Below are 18,076 nucleotides of genomic sequence, written 5' to 3' on the forward strand. Positions count from 1 at the left end.
CCCCCCTTCGTCCCTCCGCCCGCGGCCCCCATGCCCGACCGGGGCTCCACCCGGTCGGACCTCCAGTGGGCCTCCAGGACCGCGCCGGTGTTCGTGGACATCAACGGCGACGGGACGGACGACATCATCGGGCACGTGCGCCGCTTCGCCTCCTCCCAGGGGCAGGACCTGGTGGCCGCGTTCGACGGCAAGACGCTCGCCCCGCTCTGGGAGACGCCGCCCGCGGAAGGGACCGACACCTCGCGGACGACGAAGGTCATCGCCCAGGGAGGCCGGCTGGTGATGAGCGAACAGCGGGCGGTGAACCTGCTGGAGGCGGAGACCGGGAAGCGGCTCGGACGCGTGCCCCTGTCGGACTCACCGCGCCGGCTGTGCATCCCTCCGGGCGACAGCGAGTCCGTCTGGGTGGAGGTGCTGGATGGACAGCACCTCCTACTGAACACGCGGACGGCCACCGCCCGGCCCGCGCCTCGGGCCCCACCGCGCTGCGCGACGCCGCCGCTGAGCCCACAGACGTGCTCCATGTCCCGCCCCGTGGAGCTCACCACCACCTGCGAGCGCTCCAGCTACCCGCCCTCCGACATCCGGGGCTTCTCCCCCACGTTCATCTACCGCAACGCAAACTCCATCCTGGTGACGGGCACCCGGCGGCCGGGCACGTCCGTGCCCATGGCGGCGCTGTTCCAGAAGGGGACGAAGAAGCCTGTGTGGCACGGCGTCGTCGCGGACACGGATCCGCTCACCCTGAAGGACCGGGTCCCGGAGGTCGCCGAGCTGACCGCGGACGCCATGTACCTCACCTACGAGCTGGAGCAGGGCGGCGTGCGGCTGATCCGCCGCGACCTGCGCACCGGCGTCATGGTCTGGGACGTGGCCATCCCCCGCTCCAAGGACGGCAGCGCGCCGGACGCCGTCTGGGTCCAGGGCAGCCGCGTCTACGTGCCGCACTGGACGTGGCTGGATGTCTTTGAAGCCGACACAGGCAGTCTGGTCGGCACGCTCGGACGCTGGTGACGTCAGAGGTGCTCGCGGATGGCCTGGTACCAGCGCTCCGCCATCTTCTCCTCACCGATGAGATTCGGATGGACCCCGTCATACGTGTCCGTTGAAGGGGTGAAGCCGGTCCACTGGTCCACCACGTAGACAGGCGAGTCCTCCGTGCTCTTGGCCTCGGCCAGCAAGGGCATGCGCTGGTTGAGGGACTGGAGCTTCAGCGACGCCAGGGCGCTCGAGGTGGGGATGATCTGGGCCAGGAACACCTTCACCCGTGGGTTCACCACGCGCAGCCGGTCGATGATCTGCCCCAGCTCCGACACGGTGCTGTCCTCTGTCTGGAGATGGTACGTGTCGTTGGTGCCCAGGTGGATGAGCACCAGGTCGGGACGCGTGCTCGCGGCCCAGGCGGAGATGTTCGCGAGCACCTGATCCGTCCGCCAACTCCAGTGGCCGTCATGGTCGCGATCGAACAAGGCGGAGGTGCAGGTGTTCGCCCCCAGGTAGCCCTTCGTCAGGGTGCCCACGAAGTCCGCCCTGTAGCCCCTCGAGTTCAGCTTCCGCCAGAGCGGACACCGGTAGCTGGCGTGCCCTGCCGCCCCCTGGGTGATGGAGTCGCCCAGCGGCATCACCTTCTTCGGCGCCCGCGCGGCGACACGCACCTCCTCCGTGCCCCACTCCTCCAGCGACTCCCCTTCCAGCGGACCGCTGCAGCCGAGCAGCGCCACGCACAGCGAGCCCCACACCTGATTCATCCTCCGATGCATCAGAAGCCCCCTTCCAGGAAGTCCTGGTCATGAATCCCGTCAAATCCAGAAACGCAATCAATCCCTTTTCAATGGAAGTTCGTCGTCCCACCCCCCAGACCGGGCTGTGGAATGGAAGCCACTTCGCCAACTCCTGCTTCTCGCGGCGTCGGTCCTGGGCATTGCTCCCGCATCGCGGGGTGTATGCCTTCACGTGCGGTTTGAACCTCCATTCACCGCCTGTCAGCACGGTGGACAAGGACTGGCGGACGGCGTGGGTGCCCAGCCAGCGCACCGTCCGCCTGGACGCGATGCTTCATGACCCAAAGACAACAGTTGCACGTATGGCACGCAGGCGCCTGAACAGGAGGTCTCCACCGCCACCTATGCCATCAAGGTGACGCCCGGTTCCTTCACGATGGACATGTCGCCGTACCGGAATGACCGCGAGGCCGCCGTGAGGTGGGGCATGCCGCGCTCCAGTCAGGGACGCAGCGGGCGTCGGTCACGAAGGTGCTGATGGACAGCCCCGAGTATCGGACGCGACACCGACTGCCGTAGGGCTTCCGACGCGGGACGCGGGTGCCCGCGCCGGGGGTCAGTAGACGCCAATCAGGTGGATCTGCACGCGGGGGTTGCCCAGGTACTCCTCCAACCGCCACCGGCTGGCCATTCCGTCGTCGTGGATGCCCGCGCCCCGGGTCCCTTCCTGGGGCGGGTCGGCCACGGCGAGCGCCTCCTTCAACTGGGCCACGGCCCAGACGTCGAACTTCGGGTCGCCCGACCCCTCCAGCACCTTGAGGTCCAGGAGCTTGCCGTCGCGCGCCTGCCGGACCTCCACGATGGCGGTGAGCGCGAGCACCGGCGCGGTGACGTCCACCATGTACATGTTCGCCGCGCGCCCGGCCTCCACGGCCGCCTGCATGCGGTTGCGCGTTTCGAGGCGCAGGTCGCGGGGCTCGGAGACCACGGGGCTGCCCGTCTTGCCGAACCGCTGGATGGCGTCGACCTGTTCGCGCTTCGCCCGCGAGGCGAGCAACTTCATGTCCAGCGCGGGAGGATCCACCAACTGCTTCGCGAAGCCCTTCTGGAGCTTCGCGAAGTACGGATGCACCACGCCACCGGAGGCCCGCGCCGTCGCGGCCGCGTCCTGGGCCCAGCCGTCCACGCGCTGCCGCGCCTCCTCCGCCTCCCGTGCCGCCAGCGCCTTCGGGTCGGGGACCTCCCCCGTGTTGCGCAGGGTCCGTCCCGTCGAAGGAGGCCCCTTGAGCAGCCCCCCCCCGAGCAGGCCTGGAGGCTCGAGGTCGGGCGGCGGGGAGGCGCGAGGAACATCCCGGGCCAACGGCGGGGAGGCAGGCTCCGACAGCCCTGGAGGTCGCTCCGCGTCCCGGGCAGGCGCCTCCCCAGGCGGTGACGGTCGCTGCGCGGAGGGGGCAGGCGCCTCTTCCGGCGCGGAGGGCCGCTCCGCGCGCTGGGGCGGCGCCTTGTCGGGCGTCGACGGCGCAGCGGGCCGCGGTCGCTCCACCCGACGGGGCGGCTTCTGGCTCGTGGGAGCAGGAGGCTGGGCGGAGGGAGGAGGCACCGGTCGCTCCTCTGGAGGCACGACCTCCCATTCGATGGGCTCCGCTACCGCCGGGCGCCGGGCCGCCGGGGGCGGGATGCGCGACAGCGCGGCGAACAGCGCCGCGTGCAGCAGCACCGACACCACGAGCAGCAGGAACATCTGGGAGCGCCGCGACACATGGAACAGCTTGCACCTCCCGGGCCCGACAGTGAAGCCGCGCGGGGCATGGGTGTGGGTGACACACCCCTCCCTGCCTGCTCCCGGGGAGGGGCCGGCTGCCCGGCCCCCGTGTTCCTTCCTACGGCGGCGCGGGCGTCTTGAACTCCGCGTTGAGCGCCCCGGTGAGGCGGATGCTCTTCATCACCGAGTCGTGCGTCAGGGCCCCCACCTGGTGGAAGGACATCAGCGCGTCGATGCCCAGCGCCTCGTAGCGCTTCAGCCGCGTGCGCACCTGGTCCTGGGTCCCGACGATGAGCGAGTCCTGCCCGCTCAGGACCTCCCAGACCTGTTCATCCGGCACGTTCTCACCGGACATGATGCGCCCCAGGATGCGCTGCGCCTGGGACTGCGGCGCGTTCGGGTTCTTGTTGCGCAGGTACTGGCCCGTCAGCCCGCCGCCCGCGGGGTCCTTCGCCAGCGCCTCCAGCTCCGCGGCGGTCTTGACGAAGGCGTCCTTCGCCTCGAAGAAGGTGAAGGAGCCGGCCGTGTACCAGGCTGCGGCCTTCGCGGCACCGTTCTCCATCGCCTCGCGCTCGCTGTCCGCGCAGTGGACGAAGGTGAAGAAGGCGACCTGGTTGTTGACGAACTCGCCCACCGGCTCACAGCGGGTGCGCTGCGCCTCGCGGTAGATGTGGATCATCTCCGCGACCTCCTCCGGCGAGGCCCAGAGCGTCACCCCCAGCGCCCCCACGCCGTTGCGTCCGGCCTGTTCGAACGAGGCGGGGCTGGAGCACGCCTGCCACAGCGGCGGGTGCGGCTTGCGGTACGGCTTCGGGATGACGGTGACGTTGTTGAGCTGGATGTCGGCGCTGTTCCAGGAGACCTTGTCCTGTGTCCACAGCTTCGGAAGCAGTTCGAAGGACTGCTGCATCTGCCCGCGCGTGGAGTCGGGTTCGATGTTGAAGGTACGCCACTCCGGGATGGTGCTGCGAGCGAGCCCCAGTTGGAAGCGACCGCCGCTCAGGTGGTCGATGAAGGCCGAGCGTTCCGCGATGCGGATGGGGTGGTTGAAGCGCGTCGGCGCCAGTGCCGACGAGTGCCCCACGTGGATGTTCTTCGTGCTCCCGGCGATGGCCGTGAGCATGATCTCCGGCGCCGAGCTGTAGCTGAACTCCACGGCGGCGTGGTGCTCCACCTGCCACCAGACGCCGTAGCCCATCTCGTCCGCCAACCGAGCCTGTTCCAGCGTCTCCTGGATCAACCGGTGCTCGTGGTCCGGACCGGTCCAGAGTTCCTTCGGGTGCTGCATCTCCGAAAAGATGTCGAGTCGCATGTCGTCCCCTCTTTCCGCCATGGAGGCGCGTCGCCCTCCAGGACGGAAAGGCCGCACCTCCATGAGGCAAATTCAGCTTAAGCTGTTTTTACTCAAAAAGGGAGGAGTGAAACACATGAGCACGGACACACTGGGAATGACGCATGGGTTCAACGCCCGGCGATGGTTGCTCACGGGGCTGACCCTGGCGGTGGCGGGCTGCGGCGTGGAGCGGGAAGACGAGACCGCCTCCCATGATGGCGCACAGCGGCAGGCGCTCACGACGTTGACGGCGACGGAGGACACCTACGTCCATGAATCCAACGTCACCTCCAATTACGGTTCGGCCACCTCGCTGTTCATCAAGAATGACGCGGGCGCGAGCCGGTATGCCTTCCTGAAGTTCAACCTGACTGGCATTGCGGGCGTCACCAGCGCCCGGCTGCGCATCCACGGAAGCGCATCCTCCAGCACGACGCTCCAGGCTTTCCAGACCGCGGATGGCTGGACGGAGTCCTCCCTCACCTGGAGCAACAAGCCCGCCGTGGGCACCCTGGTGGGCTCCGTGGCGCTCACGACGGCGAACGCGAACCATGAAATCGACGTCACGGCCTACGTGAACGCGCAGGCGGCCGGGGACGGCACGGTGTCCTTCGTGTTGCAGGAGACCGTCGGCAAATACACCACGCTGGTCAGCAGCGAGGGCAGCGCGAACGTGCCCCAGTTGGACGTCACCCCCAGCGGTGGCGGCACGGGAGACACGCAGCCCCCCACGGTGCCCGCGAACCTGACGGCCACCGCGACCTCCAGCAGTCAGATCAACCTGGGCTGGAGCGCCGCCTCCGACAACGTGGGCGTCACCGGCTATGCGCTCTACCGGAACAACGCGTTCCTGAAGAACGTCAGCGAGACCTCCACCAGCGACACCGGCCTCTCCGCGTCGACGACCTACAGCTACTCCGTCAGGGCGCAGGACGCGGCGGGCAATGCGTCCGCGAGCAGCGTCACCGTCACCGCGACGACCCTCGGCGGAGGCGGGACGACGTGCGCGAACGCCCTGGCCTCGACCGCCGCCATCCAGGCCGCGCTGAAGAGCGCCGCGCCCGGCGCCGTCCTGCTCCTCGCGCCGGGCACGTACACCGGCAACCGGTCCACCAGTGGCGACCCCGGTGGCCAGGGCCTGTTCTATTCGGGCCAGAGCGGCACGTCCGCCAACCCCATCGTCCTGAAGAGCTGTGATCCCGCCAACCCGGCCACCCTCACGGGGACCTCGGTCAAGGATGGCTCCTATGGATTTCACCTGACGGGCGACCACTGGCAGGTCCGCGACCTTCGCGTCACCACCGCGCAGAAGGGCATCATCATCGACAATGGCAATCACAACCTGCTGCACGGCGTGGAGGTCCACTCCGTCGGTGACGAGGCCGTCCACTTCCGGGATGGCAGCTCCTACAACACGCTCCAGGCCTCCCGCATCCACGGCACCGGCCTGTATCAGGCCAAATATGGTGAAGGGGCCTACGTCGGCTCCGACGTCAGCAACCCGTACGAGCACGTCGTCGTGGGCAACGTCATCCGGACCACGGAGTTCGCCGGGGGCATCACCGCGGAGCACATCGACATCAAGGAGGGCGCGGATGGCACGCTGGTGGAGGGCTGCACCTTCCAGGGCGCGGGCATCTCCGGCGAGAACAGCGCCGACAGCTTCGTGGACGTCAAGGGCGTCAACACCGTGGTGCGCAACAACCGGGGCTACCGCCAGGGCAATCCCAAGGTCCTGGATGCCTTCCAGGTCCGCACGCACGGCACCGGCTACGCGACGGGCGAAAACAACGCCTTCTCCGGCAACATCGTCGACCTGGACGACTCCCCGGGCTACGTCGTGTTCGCCACAAGCCAGGCCACGGGCACCACCGCCAGCGGCGATGTCCGCACGGGCGGCGGCAACCTCTACAGCAGCAACGTGAACGACTGACAGGGAGCTGAAACCGCCCCACGCCGTCCGGAGGGAAGGGCTTCCGGACGGCGGGAGTCATGCGATGCGGCGTGGAACCCATTGACCCAGCGGAAGGTGCCGGGGACCGAAGCCGCCTACGGATCCTCTGGCGACATCATGCACGTCCACGTGCCGTTGACGGTGCAGTAGCAGGCGCCCGTGGGCTGCCCGACCAGGCAACAGCCGCGCGTGGAGCCCGAGGGCGAGCACGCCCTGCCATTGAGGCTCTCGCACGCCGTGGCACGGTTGCAGAGCAGCGGCGGGCAGAACTGGGTCACGCCGTCACACTGCACGTGGGAACCGTCGACCGCGGAGCAACTGGAGCCCTGACAGGTGATCGTTCCAGAAGGACACGTCGCCGAACAGGTGAGGGCGCTCGACTGCTGCCCGATTTCCTCCTGCGCTTCGCCAGACTCCACACCGCCACAGGCCACCAGGCCCGTGATGACCAGCGCAGCGAAGATTCCCAGGCAATGCCTCATGATGTGTCTCTCTTTTGGAGGGGGATGGATGACGACAAGCGCAGTCTGCACCCGCCATTGCCAGGAAGTCCCTCAAAACTCGCACGCCCTCACCGTCTGGCGAGTTGAAGACAGACTTCACGCGTCTGGTCATCGAGCGGGAAGCAGCTTTCGATGCGCAGCTCGTCGAGCGTGACCTGCTGCGGCGCGGAGAACACGGTGACGGTCACCAGGAACGCGACGCGCAGCCCTTCCCGTGCGAGCTCCACGCGCACCAGGGGTTGGGGGTCCTGGGAGAAGTCCGGCTGCCGCCAGGCCTTCGGCACGCCCGGGTAGGCCAGCACCCGCTCCAGGGTGTCGTTGAGGCGGGCGTCACCGGTCAGCAGTCGCTCCCGGTGCAGCCGGAAGGTCATGCCCCGCGCCAGCGTCTCCCAGTCCACGACGAAGGGGCGCAGCAGGCGCGGGTCGAACAGCAGCGAGAACATGTCGGGGGTCGCCGGCATGGCCTGCGGTTCGGCGAGGAAGGCGCTGAACACGCGGGTCGCGGCCTCGTTGCTTCGAACAAGGGTGCCGTCGAGCGAGAGGGCGACGAGCGGAAAGGGCTCATGCTGGCGCATCATCTGCGCGATGGCGGCGTCGATTTCCGGGGCGAGGGCCTCGAGCGCGGGCTCGGCGAAGCGGGGTTCGTAGCCGGCGGCCACCAGCGCCTGATTCTGGGCCCGCAGCGGCGCGCCGAGCACCGACAGCAGGCGCAGCACCATTTCCTCTCCAGGGCGCGCGCGGTTCGACTCCAGGTAGCTGATGTGCCGCGCCGAGACATCCGTCTCCAGCGAAAGCTCCAACTGCGAGAGGCCGCGCCGCTGGCGCCAGTACCGCAACAGCGCGGGGAAGAGCTGGCCGGTCATCGCACGAGCATAGCGGACGGCTCCGCGGGCGCGATGACCTGGGGAGGTCATTGAGCGGCCCCCGTGCCTCAAGCACCGTGGCGTCATGACACGAACGACGTGGTTCACGGTGACGGGATGCATCGCCCTGGGAGTGGGACTCTTCGCGACGCTGCTGCCGGACCTGCTGCTCGAAGCAAAAGGCGTCGCGGCCGGACCCGCGACGCGCATCTGGGTGCGCGAGGTGGGGGTGCTGTTGCTGTGCCTCGCGGTGATGGCCTTCCTCGTCCGGAACCATCCCGACTCACCGACGATGCGGGCACTGCTTGTGGGCAACGGCCTCGTGCACGTGGGCCTGTTCCCCATCGAAATCGTCGCGTGGCACGAGGGCGTCATCTCCCGGCTGTCGGGCATCGTCCCCAACTCGGCGGTGCACGTCGTGCTGGCGGCGGGCTTCTTCTGGTTCGCGCGCCAGCCCTCAGGAACAACCTCGCGTGGGGCCGCACCCGGACAGGCCCTGGGATGACCGACCGACCCTGGGCTCGGGTCCCTCAGCCGGAGAACGCGGCGGCGCCCGCTTCGGCGACCTGCTGGTCCTGTTCGACGGAGCCCGCGCTCACGCCAATGGCTCCCACGAATTCGCCCTGCTCGTCCGTGAGCGGGATGCCGCCCGCGAAGGACACCAGTCCCCCGCTGTTGCGCTCGATGCCGAAGAGCGGTGCTCCCGGCTGGGTCAGCGGCCCCAACAGGCGGGTCTGGAGTTTCAGCGAGATGGCCGTGTAGGCCTTGCGCTGGGAGATGTCGACGCTCGCGAAGATGGAGCCGTCCATCCGCGCGAAGGCCACCAGGTGGCCGCCCGCATCCACCACGGCGATGTTCATGGGGTGGCCAATCTTCTGGGCCTCCCGCTTGGCCGCATCCAGCATCTTCTCCGCGGCCGCCAGCGTCAGCTTCCTGCTCATGGTGCATTCTCCTTGAGGGACTTCCGGGATGCGGCACGCCGCGACAACGGCGTGCCCAACGGCATGACCTTGACCAGCCGCGCGGCGTCCTGGCCCAGCAGCCGCAACATGGAGGCGCTGGCGTCGGTGACGTGCAGGACGGGCGCATCCACGGCAAGCTGGCTGAAGTGGACGCAAGCCTCGGTGCCCGCCACCGCGACGCCCACCAGCAGGCGTGAGCGCGCCGCCGCCTCATGCGCGGCGGCGAGGAGCGGCGCGTCCGTCGGTTCGCACTCGAAGGGCACGCCCTCCTCCTCCAGGCCCGCGCAGACCTCGCGCAGGGCCACCAGCGCGTCCCGGCGGTACACCACGCGGACCGTGGGCCTTTGCGAAGTCTTGTCCCGCCGCTCATCCCTCACGGGACTGCTCCGCGTGGGCGGCGACGAGCCCCGTCGCCACGGCGTTGCGAGGCCCCTCGGTGCCCCGGACGTTGCCCGTCCCGCAGACGATGCCGTACTCGGCGGTCGCCTCCGCGATGAGCTCCGGGATCTCGAAGTCCAACGAAGAGCCGCCCAGCAGCACCACGAAGTCCAACCGCCGCAGGTTGCCCCCCGGCGCGACCTGCTCCAGGGCCCGGAGCGCGTTCACCACGAACACGCGCCGCTTCGCGTCCCGGCGAATCTGACGGATCTTCTCCAGCGGGTGGCGGCACGGCACGGGCGCCAGCACGCCGTGCTCCTTCAGGGCCACGACGCGCGCGAAGGTCTCCGCGGGCAGGGGAGAATCGAAGAACGACACCTGGCCGTTCTCCAGCCGCAACTGGAAGAGGCTCTCCACCTTGGCCAGCGGGTAGCGTTTGACGTTCTCCGCCGTCTCCTCGTCCTCCAATCCCAGCTCGGAGGCGATGAGCCGCGTCACCAGATCCCCGGCGCCGGAGACATGCGTGGTGCGCACCTCGCCCTGGGCGTTGATCAACGCCGCGTCGGTGGAGCCGCCGCCCAGGTCCAGCACCGCCACCGGACGCTCCGTGCCGGGCGTGGTCAGCGCGCCCTTCAAGGCCATGTCCGCCTCCACACCGCCCACCCGCACGTCACAGCCCAGCTCCCGCGTGAGCGCCTCCGCCAGCCGCGCCATCGCGCCGTGGCGGGTGCGCACCATCGCGGCCAGGGCCACCGCGCTCTCCAAGGCGAACTCCCCCGCGAGCCCGCCCCGGACCTCCCGGGGCACGAAGGTGTCCACCGCGAGCACGTCCCGGATGTGGACCGTCTCCGGCGGGTCTCCGGTCAGCTCCGCCATGGTGTCGCGCACGCGGGCCAGCATGCCGCCCACGTTCGTCCCCGGCGCTCCCACCGCGTCCTGGAGTGGCTGCACCCGCCGCAGCAGGCGCATGATGGCCTCCGCGCCCTCCGTGACATCAATCGTCTGCCGCGTGCGCTCGCCGATGAGCTCCAACGAGCCCGCCGGGATGCGCCGGTCCGTGATGTCACCCGCGGGCGTGCGGATGACCACCGCGGAGCGGCTGCCCACCAGCGCGCGGGAGATGGGCGCCGCGAGCCGCGTCTCCTCCGCGCTCAAGCCGAAGAGGGTGGCGAGGCCATAGGGATTGGACAGCTCACGGATGGTGTGTCCCGGCGGCGCGACCTCCACCGCCGCCTGCATGCCCAGGGGCACCCGGTCGATGAGCGCAATCTCATCCACGATGGGGATGGGCTGCCCCAGCCGGTTGCCGATGAGGCGCGCATCGTCCCGCTGCACCATCGCGCCGCGCACGACGACCCCGCGCGCGCGGGCGGCTTCGAGCCCCCTCGCGGCGTCCTCGTAGTCCACGTCCCCGGGAATCACGACGATGACCGGAGCGGGGTCCGCCCGCTCACCCAGCGCGCTGAACGGCACCGTGACGCCCACGCCCAGACCCAGGCCCCCGGGCGTGGCCGGGTCATGGCCAATCATCGTGGACTCGGTGATGACCGTCTCGGTGAGCGTCTCCATGGCCATGCCGCTGATGACGGGTGTGGCCTCGTTGAGCAGCACCGTGTCCAGCGCCGACAGGGGACGGCCGGCACGGGCCAGCGCGCCGGTGACGGCCTCCAGCACGCCCTGGACGTTGCGGGTCGTGCCCTTGATGCCGCTGGTGCGCGCGATGCCTCCGCCCAGGTAGCGCACCCCCTGCCCGTCCACCTCCGCGATGCACGCCTCGGTGGTCGAGTTGCCGATGTCGACGCCCGCGACCAGCCGCGCGGCCGGGGCCTCCGATTCCTTCAGGGAACCCATCGGCGTCAGCCGAAGGAGACCGCGAGCTCGATGGGGGCGCGGCGGGCCTCGATGAACTCCGTCTCCTTGAGCTGGAGCACGGCCGCCTTGGCCTGGTAGCGCGGCCGGGCCATGAAGTCGTTGCGCACCGGCACGGGCTCCGGCGCGTCTCCCTTCGCGTAGCGCGCGGCGTTGCGACCAATCTTGCGGAAGGTCTCCAGGTCGAGCAGCGGCGCCTGGGGGAACAGCTCCAGGCTGGACAGGCGCGGCAGGTCCCGCTGGTGGATCATCGTCGTGCCCCGGGCGAGCAATCCCACGGAGATGCCCGAACCGCTCAGGCGCGCGCCCGAGTGCGCGATGAAGGCCAGGTCCGCGCTCGACAGCACCCGCACCACGCGCGCCGACACGCCCTCCTCCTCGATGCCCGCGAGGACCGTCCGGAGCACCTCCGCCAACGGCACGTCCACGATGGTCCGGGTGAAGAAGCGTGCGAAGGCTGGCGACACCGCCACCACCACCTCGTCGCTCCGGGTCCCCGGCGTCGCCGGGCCTCGCTCGTCCAGCGTGAGGACGCGGCCGCCGGTGCCCACCGCCGGGCCCTGGCCCCCGCCCGTCGTCTCCGGGTTGTTGGCGTTGGTCGTGTAGCGCAGCCGCTTCAATTCCTCCCAGCGAGCGCCCGTCGGGCGGAAGCCCGTCCCCGGGCCCGCGTAGTCATTGGGGTCGTTCACCGCGCTCAGGGGCTCACCGTGCGCGTCCATGATGGCGGCGGTGTGCAGCAGGTCCCCGGTGACGCGCTGGCGCAGCATGTTGAACACGGCCTCCGCCACGTCCCGGAAGCCCTGCGCCTCCAGCGCCTTCACGACATCCAGGCCGGTGATGCCCCGCTCGGTCATGGACTGCGCCGCCTTCAAATCCTCCACCACCTTGCGCAGCGGCAGGTCCTCGCTGCCGTGCGCGTAGGTGACGGCCTCCACCTCCGCGTCGGTGATGGGCGGGAAGCCGAAGGACTCGAACACCGCCTGGAGGGCGCGCGCGGCCTTCTCCCGCACGGCGAGGATCTCCTCCTCCGGCACGTGCCGCAGGCCTCCGTCCACCTTCAGGTCGCGCTGGAGCACGTTCCAGTCGTCGTAGTCGGTGGCATCGAAGTTGGAGCCCGCGAACATGTTGTCCGAATTGGGCACGCTGGAGTAGCCGGAGCAGACGAAGTCGGTGCCCGGCAGAAGCTGCATGAGCCCGCGCGCCGTCCGCCGCATGTCCGAGTGCGAGAAGCTCTGGTCGTTGCCAGACGCGCACTCCAGGTCCAGCGTGCTGGCCACCAGGTTCTCCGCGAGCACCGCGCGGATGCCGGAGGGCACGGCGCCGGGCACGCCAATGCAACTGATGGAGCCGTTCTGGAGCCCCTGCACCCCCGCGCCCTTGGCGATGAGGATGCAGCGGATCTCCAGGTACAGCATGGAGCGTCCCTCCGCGTTGCCCATCTGCACCTCCGAACCCGTGCCGGAGGTAAAGCGCATCTTGATGCCGCGCGAGGCATACGCGGAGGCGAGGAAGGCCTTGGACCAGGGCGTGTCGTCCCCGTCCACGAACACCTTCTCCGTGCCGTACACGGAGATGGTCTCCGCGTAGGTCGTCAGGCCCTTCATGCCCAGCTCCAGCTCCGTGGCCTCTTCCAGCGCGCACTGCGTGAGCACGCCCGGGCGGCCCGTCTGGGCGCCAATCAGCAGCCCCAGCGCGGCGAGCGGCGCATAGCGGACGATGCCCAGCGTGGTCTCCAGTTCGGAGAAGCCGCGCAGCGCGCCCTCCGCCGCGTCGGCCGCGATCTGCAAGGGGTTGTCGCGACCGCTGGTGGCGTGCGCCTGGTTGGACGTCGTGCGGCGGGCGCGCATCTTCTGCATGCCCATCATCATCTCGACGACGTTCATCGTCTTCATCACGTCCAGGAGCCGGGCGGGCGTGAGACCCCGGGCCAGCGCGACGACCTCCGCGCGTGGCACGCGCGCGTCCACGATGCGGCGGGCCACCTCGTCCGGAGGCACCGCCATGGACTGCTCCGCCGTGGCGACGTCGATGGCGTGGTCGGCGATGAACTGGTCGATGAAGTCGAACTCCGCGCGCAGCCGGCCATCCATCTCCACGACGACGCCGCTCTCCACCCGGATGCTGGGGCGGGGGTCTCCGTCGCTCTCCATCGCGACCAGACCGACCTCGGGCCACTCGTCCACGAAGCCGTCGCGGTTGACTGGCCGTGCCTCCAGGAGCTGTGTGCGAAGGGACTTCCGCTTCGTGCGCCCCGGTGCTGACTCGGTGTGGCTGGGCCCGTTCGCCATCGGTGGTCTCCTCCTGGAGGGGTGTCGTGGGATGTCTACATGCGTGGGTTCAGAGGATCCGGCGGAAGGTCATCCGTGCGAATCGCTCAGGATGCCGCGCCGCTTGTAGACGCTGGCGGCTTCGCGGACGAGCGCCGCGCTGCTCTTCGCCCCGTACTGCTCCTCCAGCTCCTTCGCGATGGCCAGCAGCTCATCACACGTGGAGGCCCCGGGACGCAGGGCGTTGTAGATTTGAAGGATGCGCTCGTCGGAGACGGCGGTCAGCTCGCCCGCCCTGCGGAAGTTGCCCGCGAGCTGGGTGCGCCCCACCGACTCCGCGATGCCTGCTTGAAGCTGAAGGGTCTCCGCGGTGATGCGCAGATCCTCCGCGGTCACCCGGCCATCGAGCACCGCCTGGAAGGTCATCGCCTCCAGGGTCTTGCCAGTGGGTGTGTGCAGCCGTTCAGGGTGATGTTTGCCCAGCGGATAGCTCAAGGGCTTGGAGGGTCGCTGCGCATCGCGGCTCATGGGCATCGCTCCTTGGAGAAGGTGTCCCTATTGGGAGGCGGAAGGCACCGCATGGAATTCGTCACGCGCCGCGCTATTCCTGGCGCCGCACGCGCTTTTCTTCCAGAACCCGATGGAACGACCAAGGATGGCAGGGGCCCGCCTTCTTGCTGGCCGTTGCCCTGCTCGGAGCCTCCTGGATGTTCCTGTCGTCACTGCTGTCTGTGTTCACTGGTGCATGGATGCTCGCGGCGGTGCCGTTCACCGTCACGGTGAAGTCCGCGGGCTACTCCGCCCGCTCCGATGGAGAGACGGTCACCGTCACCCAGGTGGTCAAGAAGGGCAGCGCCGACAAGGCGGGGCTCAAGACCGGGATGACGCTGCTGCGCATCTCCATGCCCGTGCGGAGCTTCACCTCCCACACGCCCCTGCCCCTGCTCAACGAAGCCGACCTGCTGGACGCGTTGACGCCCCAGCCTGGGGAGTACCTGGAGTTGAGGGTGGCCTCGAAGGGTCCGAAGAAGAAGGGCCCGGGCTCCGTCCTGATCCAGAGTCGGGAGCCGGTCCCCGACAATCCCTTTCCTGTCATGCCCCTCTCAAAGGAGCAGTTGGAACGGCTGAGCGCGCAGCAGATGGGCCTCTATTTCGCGCGGCTCGCACAGTCCACCAACGAAGCGATGAGCGGGCCGGTCTTCAGGGTCTCGCAGAAGACGACTGCCTATGTCGCGAAGGAGCGGCTCGAAGGGGTGGAGGGAGGCGGCTACACGCCCCTCCAGGTCCATCCGCGCCTCATCCTGGAACTCGACTGCGGCGGCCCCCTGGAGAAGGTGGAACTGCGCGGCGACGCCGGGTTCCAGGCCCGCACGCTGCGGCCTGACGCCGCGAACAGCACGGCGGCGCGCTTCGTCGTGGACCCTCCACTCTGGACCTCCGAGGACGTGGTCCAGGGCTGCGCCAGTGCCCGGACGACCCACATGCGCACCCTGCACGGCAGCCTGTCCTGCCAGGGCAGACCCGTGATGGAGCGCGACATCCCCGTGACGCTGACGGTGAGCTGCGATGAGTCCATCCCCCAGCGCGTCGCCTCCGCCCGGGACCTGCTGAGCCTGGAAGAGCCCTGGGACATCCTCGTGGGGGACACCGCGCCCCTGAATGTCGCGGTGTACCTCGACAGGCTCATCCCCAGGCCCACCGAGGTGGCCCTGGTGGAACTGGATGAGGGCGGCAAGGCGGTCCAACGCCACGCCACGCTCGAACTTCCGCAAGAGCTCCAGGCGCAGAAGCTCCAGGTCTCGCTCGACACGACGAGGGCTCGCACCGCGCGGCTGGCCGTCAAGGTGCGCTTCGCCGACGGGGGCATCTGGATGAGCGAACCGCAGAAGCGCCTCATCCGCTCCAAGGAACAGGTGGAAGCCAACGCGAAGCTGGAGCCCCTCGCGGAGCGCCTGGGCGAGAAGTTCAAGGACCCCTGTGCCGACCTGGCCGCCACGAATGCGTGGCTCAACGAGCAGCCCGACCTCATCTTCGCCTCGGACGATGCCACGCAGCCCTACTTCTTCTACAGCGTGGCGGGCACCCACGGGACCGTCAAGGTTGCCTGTCCCCGCTGAGTCTCGTAGGAAAGTGCCTCGGGGTACTGGGACGTCGTGCCCTGGGGGCAGCACATGAGTGGTGAAGGCACACAGCCGGTGGCGGCCGCGCTGATCAAGATGATGGATTTCCGAGTGGGCCGCGTGCTGCTTTGGACCGTGGCCGTGCTGCTCGGATTGTTGGGACTCGTGCCGGGACCGGCCAGCGGAGACGTCCTTCGCGTCGCCGCCCTGCTCGGGGTCCTCGCCGCGGCGGGAAGCTTCAAGGCGTGGAAGGACGAAGGCGGGCGCTTCGCCCCCCGCTTCGGACTGCTGCCCCGGCTGGCCTTCGGGGCCGTGCTGTTCGGTGCCGCCGCGCTGCTGGTGTGGTGGCGCCGCCGCCGCGATCCGAAGTCCACCGCGGTGCCGCTGTCCCCGCCCTCCGCTGAAGAGGTGGACCGGTGGGCCGCCGCCGAGCTGGCCCAGGAGCAGGCGCGATGAGCACCGCCCTCGTGGAAGTGAAGGAGGAAGCCCCTCCGGTCCCCCAGCGCGAACGCATGGCGGGGATGGCCCGGGCAGGGCTGCGGCTGCTCGTGAGCGTGGTGCCTTCACTGGTGGGCTCCGGCTTCTGGGGCGCGCTGAAGGGCTTCTTCCTCTTCGGCACCTTCGGCCTGGTGATGGCCGGCGTCTTCGTGCTGGTGCCCCGACTGTCCGGCGCGGCGCCCACGCCCCTGTGGCTGGAAGTGCTGAGCTTCGTGCTCACGCCGCTCGCCCTGGCCCTCTCTGGGGGCTACGTGCTGATGGTCCACGGCGTCAGCGCCCGGCTCGCCCACGAGGTGCTGGAGCGCGGGTTGATGCGCTACGCCTACGCCGTCATCAAGCCCGCGACGCTCCAGGCCGCCCGGCGCCTGCGAGGTGCCGGGACCACCAGCCGCGCGGAGCTCACCCGCGCCATCGAGCAGTCCGTGGCGGAGCAGTTGAAGGAAGTGCCAACGGAGGAGCCGGATGCACCGCCCTCCCGCACCGAACGACTGGAGCGCTTCCTCATGGAGCAGTCCCGCCGCGTCCTGGGCCTCATCGCCCTGCGCGCGGTGGTGACGTCGCCGGACGTCCCTTCCGCGGTGCGGGAGCTGGAGACGCTGGCCATCGACCGGCTGGAGGGCGCGCTGGTGGAGACGCTGGAGGACATGTTCTTCGTCCAGAAGCTGCTCGCGTTCGGAGCGGGCGTGCTCGTCGCCGCCGTGCCCACGTTCATCCTCCTCGCGCTGTCCCGCTGAAGCCAGCGGGGCCTGGCGTCAGGGCCCCGGAGTCCGGCTGAAGTCCCAACGCGTGATGAGCTGCTTGCGCGGCACCACCGCCGCGAGCGCCAGCGGGGCCCGCGTCCAGAGCAGGTTCTCCCCATCCTCCACCGTGCCCAGTGCATGGGGCGGCCCCGGCGTCCCCATCACCTGCTGGGCGTAGAGGCGGGAGGGCCCCGGCTCCGTCTGGAGATAGGTGAGCCAGCCACCCTCGGGGGAGAACTCGCCCAGTTCCACCCGCTCCAGGGGCGACAGCTTCACGAGCGGTGTCAGCGTCGCTTCCTGAGCGTCCCAGGTGGCCCTCCAGACGCCGCTCACATCCCGGTCCTTGTCCTTGTCCGAGGAAGGCAGTCCCGCGACGGTGAAGACCGCCAGCGGCTGGGTGGGATGCAGCCGAAGTTCGTCCAGGCGCAGGCCGCCGGAGCCCGCCAGAAGGACGGCCAGTGCGCGCGCCAGCGGATGGTCCAGGGGCCCGTCCAGCGCGGGGCCGTGCACCTGCACCTCGTTGTCCTTGCGCAGGACGAGCACGCCCGCGCCCGCGTCCCAGATGAAGCCGCCGTCGTTGCCCATCTCCCGCTCACCCACGGTCTTCGCCTTGGGCCCGCTCAGGTCCAGCACGCGCAGTCGGAAGTCCACGTTCCCGGTGCTCAGGTAGTTCTTCAGGTCCCGTATCAGCACGGCGATGCGGCGCGGCTCCACCGACAGCCACCGCGCGCCCACCGGAGATTCATCCATCCTCCTGGCGGCCATGTGCATCTGGTGGCGCTGCTGCGTCAGGTCGTAGACGACCAGCAGCCGCGACTGCAGGTAGGCGCAGGCGTCGGGAATTACCGCGGGCGAAATGGCCTGGAGGTCTCCGCCAGACACCTGCGGCAGGTAGCCCTTGTCCACCCGGGACGTCTGGGCGGAGTCCGCGCCCAGGGTCAGCATGCGCAGCGTTTCGTCGAAGAGGATGACGGCCGCGGCGCCGGGCCGGGGCGTGGGCATCACCAACGCCAGTTGCTCCGCCGTCACCGGCAGCGGGTAGCTCCGGGCTGCCGAAGCAAAGGGCAGGCTCTGGCTCAGTGTGAAGGGCACGGGAGGCATTCAGG

Annotated in this window: 17 protein-coding genes; 6 read left to right on the forward strand and 11 right to left on the reverse strand. The window is 69.5% G+C overall.

The window, feature by feature from the left end; translation table 11 throughout:
• Positions 1-1,014, forward strand: a 1,014-nt coding sequence (locus D7V88_RS04740) for a hypothetical protein (RefSeq protein WP_208726110.1), incomplete at its 5' end; no start/stop codon positions are given.
• Positions 1,015-1,016: 2 nt separating this feature from the next.
• Here the strand turns inward: D7V88_RS04740 and D7V88_RS04745 are convergent.
• The 3 genes from D7V88_RS04745 to D7V88_RS04755 form a co-directional block, all read right to left on the reverse strand.
• Positions 1,017-1,748, reverse strand: coding sequence for an SGNH/GDSL hydrolase family protein (locus D7V88_RS04745; RefSeq protein WP_244237984.1), 732 nt, complete (start codon positions 1,746-1,748; stop codon positions 1,017-1,019).
• A gap of 589 nt (positions 1,749-2,337) precedes the next feature.
• Positions 2,338-3,480 (reverse strand): ferrichrome ABC transporter substrate-binding protein, encoded by a 1,143-nt coding sequence (locus tag D7V88_RS04750; RefSeq protein ID WP_244237985.1) that lies wholly within the window; start codon positions 3,478-3,480, stop codon positions 2,338-2,340.
• Positions 3,481-3,601: 121 nt separating this feature from the next.
• Positions 3,602-4,795 carry an LLM class flavin-dependent oxidoreductase gene (locus D7V88_RS04755; RefSeq protein ID WP_120539441.1) on the reverse strand — a complete coding sequence of 398 codons (1,194 nt, stop codon included), beginning with the start codon at positions 4,793-4,795 and terminating at the stop codon, positions 3,602-3,604.
• A gap of 115 nt (positions 4,796-4,910) precedes the next feature.
• Here D7V88_RS04755 and D7V88_RS04760 point away from each other — a divergent pair, with 115 nt between their 5' ends.
• On the forward strand, positions 4,911-6,749 hold the full coding sequence (locus D7V88_RS04760) for a CBM96 family carbohydrate-binding protein (RefSeq protein ID WP_208726112.1): 1,839 nt from the start codon (positions 4,911-4,913) through the stop codon (positions 6,747-6,749).
• Between the two features lie 116 nt (positions 6,750-6,865).
• Here D7V88_RS04760 and D7V88_RS04765 read toward each other — a convergent pair whose 3' ends face one another.
• Together D7V88_RS04765 and D7V88_RS04770 are read right to left on the reverse strand one after the other, a co-directional pair.
• Entirely contained in the window at positions 6,866-7,252 is a 387-nt protein-coding gene (locus D7V88_RS04765; protein WP_120539398.1) for a hypothetical protein, read from the reverse strand.
• An 89-nt stretch (positions 7,253-7,341) separates the two neighbouring features.
• Positions 7,342-8,136 carry a helix-turn-helix domain-containing protein gene (locus D7V88_RS04770; RefSeq protein WP_158624996.1) on the reverse strand — a complete coding sequence of 265 codons (795 nt, stop codon included), beginning with the start codon at positions 8,134-8,136 and terminating at the stop codon, positions 7,342-7,344.
• Positions 8,137-8,221: 85 nt separating this feature from the next.
• Here D7V88_RS04770 and D7V88_RS42890 point away from each other — a divergent pair, with 85 nt between their 5' ends.
• Positions 8,222-8,641 (forward strand): hypothetical protein, encoded by a 420-nt coding sequence (locus D7V88_RS42890; protein ID WP_158624997.1) that lies wholly within the window; start codon positions 8,222-8,224, stop codon positions 8,639-8,641.
• A 25-nt stretch (positions 8,642-8,666) separates the two neighbouring features.
• Here D7V88_RS42890 and D7V88_RS04775 read toward each other — a convergent pair whose 3' ends face one another.
• From D7V88_RS04775 to D7V88_RS04795, 5 genes are all read right to left on the reverse strand, one after another.
• Complete coding sequence (locus D7V88_RS04775; protein ID WP_120539400.1) at positions 8,667-9,077, reverse strand: GlcG/HbpS family heme-binding protein; 411 nt, start codon at positions 9,075-9,077, stop codon at positions 8,667-8,669.
• Positions 9,074-9,475, reverse strand: coding sequence for a glycerol dehydratase reactivase beta/small subunit family protein (locus D7V88_RS04780; RefSeq protein WP_120539401.1), 402 nt, complete (start codon positions 9,473-9,475; stop codon positions 9,074-9,076). Before D7V88_RS04780 ends, D7V88_RS04775 begins: the two co-directional genes overlap by 4 nt.
• Positions 9,465-11,327 carry a diol dehydratase reactivase subunit alpha gene (locus D7V88_RS04785; RefSeq protein WP_120539402.1) on the reverse strand — a complete coding sequence of 621 codons (1,863 nt, stop codon included), beginning with the start codon at positions 11,325-11,327 and terminating at the stop codon, positions 9,465-9,467. Before D7V88_RS04785 ends, D7V88_RS04780 begins: the two co-directional genes overlap by 11 nt.
• 5 nt (positions 11,328-11,332) lie before the next feature.
• A complete protein-coding gene (locus D7V88_RS04790) occupies positions 11,333-13,633 on the reverse strand; it encodes a propanediol/glycerol family dehydratase large subunit (protein ID WP_279635983.1) in 2,301 nt (766 codons plus the stop codon).
• 69 nt (positions 13,634-13,702) lie between these two features.
• Positions 13,703-14,140 carry a diol dehydratase small subunit gene (locus tag D7V88_RS04795; protein WP_208726114.1) on the reverse strand — a complete coding sequence of 146 codons (438 nt, stop codon included), beginning with the start codon at positions 14,138-14,140 and terminating at the stop codon, positions 13,703-13,705.
• Positions 14,141-14,286: 146 nt separating this feature from the next.
• On the opposite strand from D7V88_RS04795, the gene D7V88_RS04800 reads away from it, so the two are divergent.
• From D7V88_RS04800 to D7V88_RS04810, 3 genes are read left to right on the forward strand one after another with little or no spacing between them, the layout of a single operon-like run.
• Positions 14,287-15,729: a hypothetical protein gene (locus D7V88_RS04800; protein ID WP_158624998.1), complete on the forward strand. Its 1,443-nt coding sequence runs from the start codon at positions 14,287-14,289 to the stop codon at positions 15,727-15,729.
• Positions 15,730-15,783: 54 nt separating this feature from the next.
• Complete coding sequence (locus D7V88_RS04805; RefSeq protein ID WP_120539405.1) at positions 15,784-16,188, forward strand: hypothetical protein; 405 nt, start codon at positions 15,784-15,786, stop codon at positions 16,186-16,188.
• Positions 16,185-16,964 carry a hypothetical protein gene (locus D7V88_RS04810; protein ID WP_120539406.1) on the forward strand — a complete coding sequence of 260 codons (780 nt, stop codon included), beginning with the start codon at positions 16,185-16,187 and terminating at the stop codon, positions 16,962-16,964. Before D7V88_RS04805 ends, D7V88_RS04810 begins: the two co-directional genes overlap by 4 nt.
• Before the next feature lie 18 nt (positions 16,965-16,982).
• On the opposite strand, the gene D7V88_RS04815 is transcribed toward D7V88_RS04810, so the two are convergent.
• Positions 16,983-18,062, reverse strand: coding sequence for a hypothetical protein (locus tag D7V88_RS04815; RefSeq protein WP_147448612.1), 1,080 nt, complete (start codon positions 18,060-18,062; stop codon positions 16,983-16,985).
• Between the last annotated feature and the right edge of the window lie 14 nt (positions 18,063-18,076).

It is taken from the genome of Corallococcus terminator (assembly GCF_003611635.1).
GTDB classification, from domain to species: Bacteria; Myxococcota; Myxococcia; order Myxococcales; family Myxococcaceae; genus Corallococcus; species Corallococcus terminator.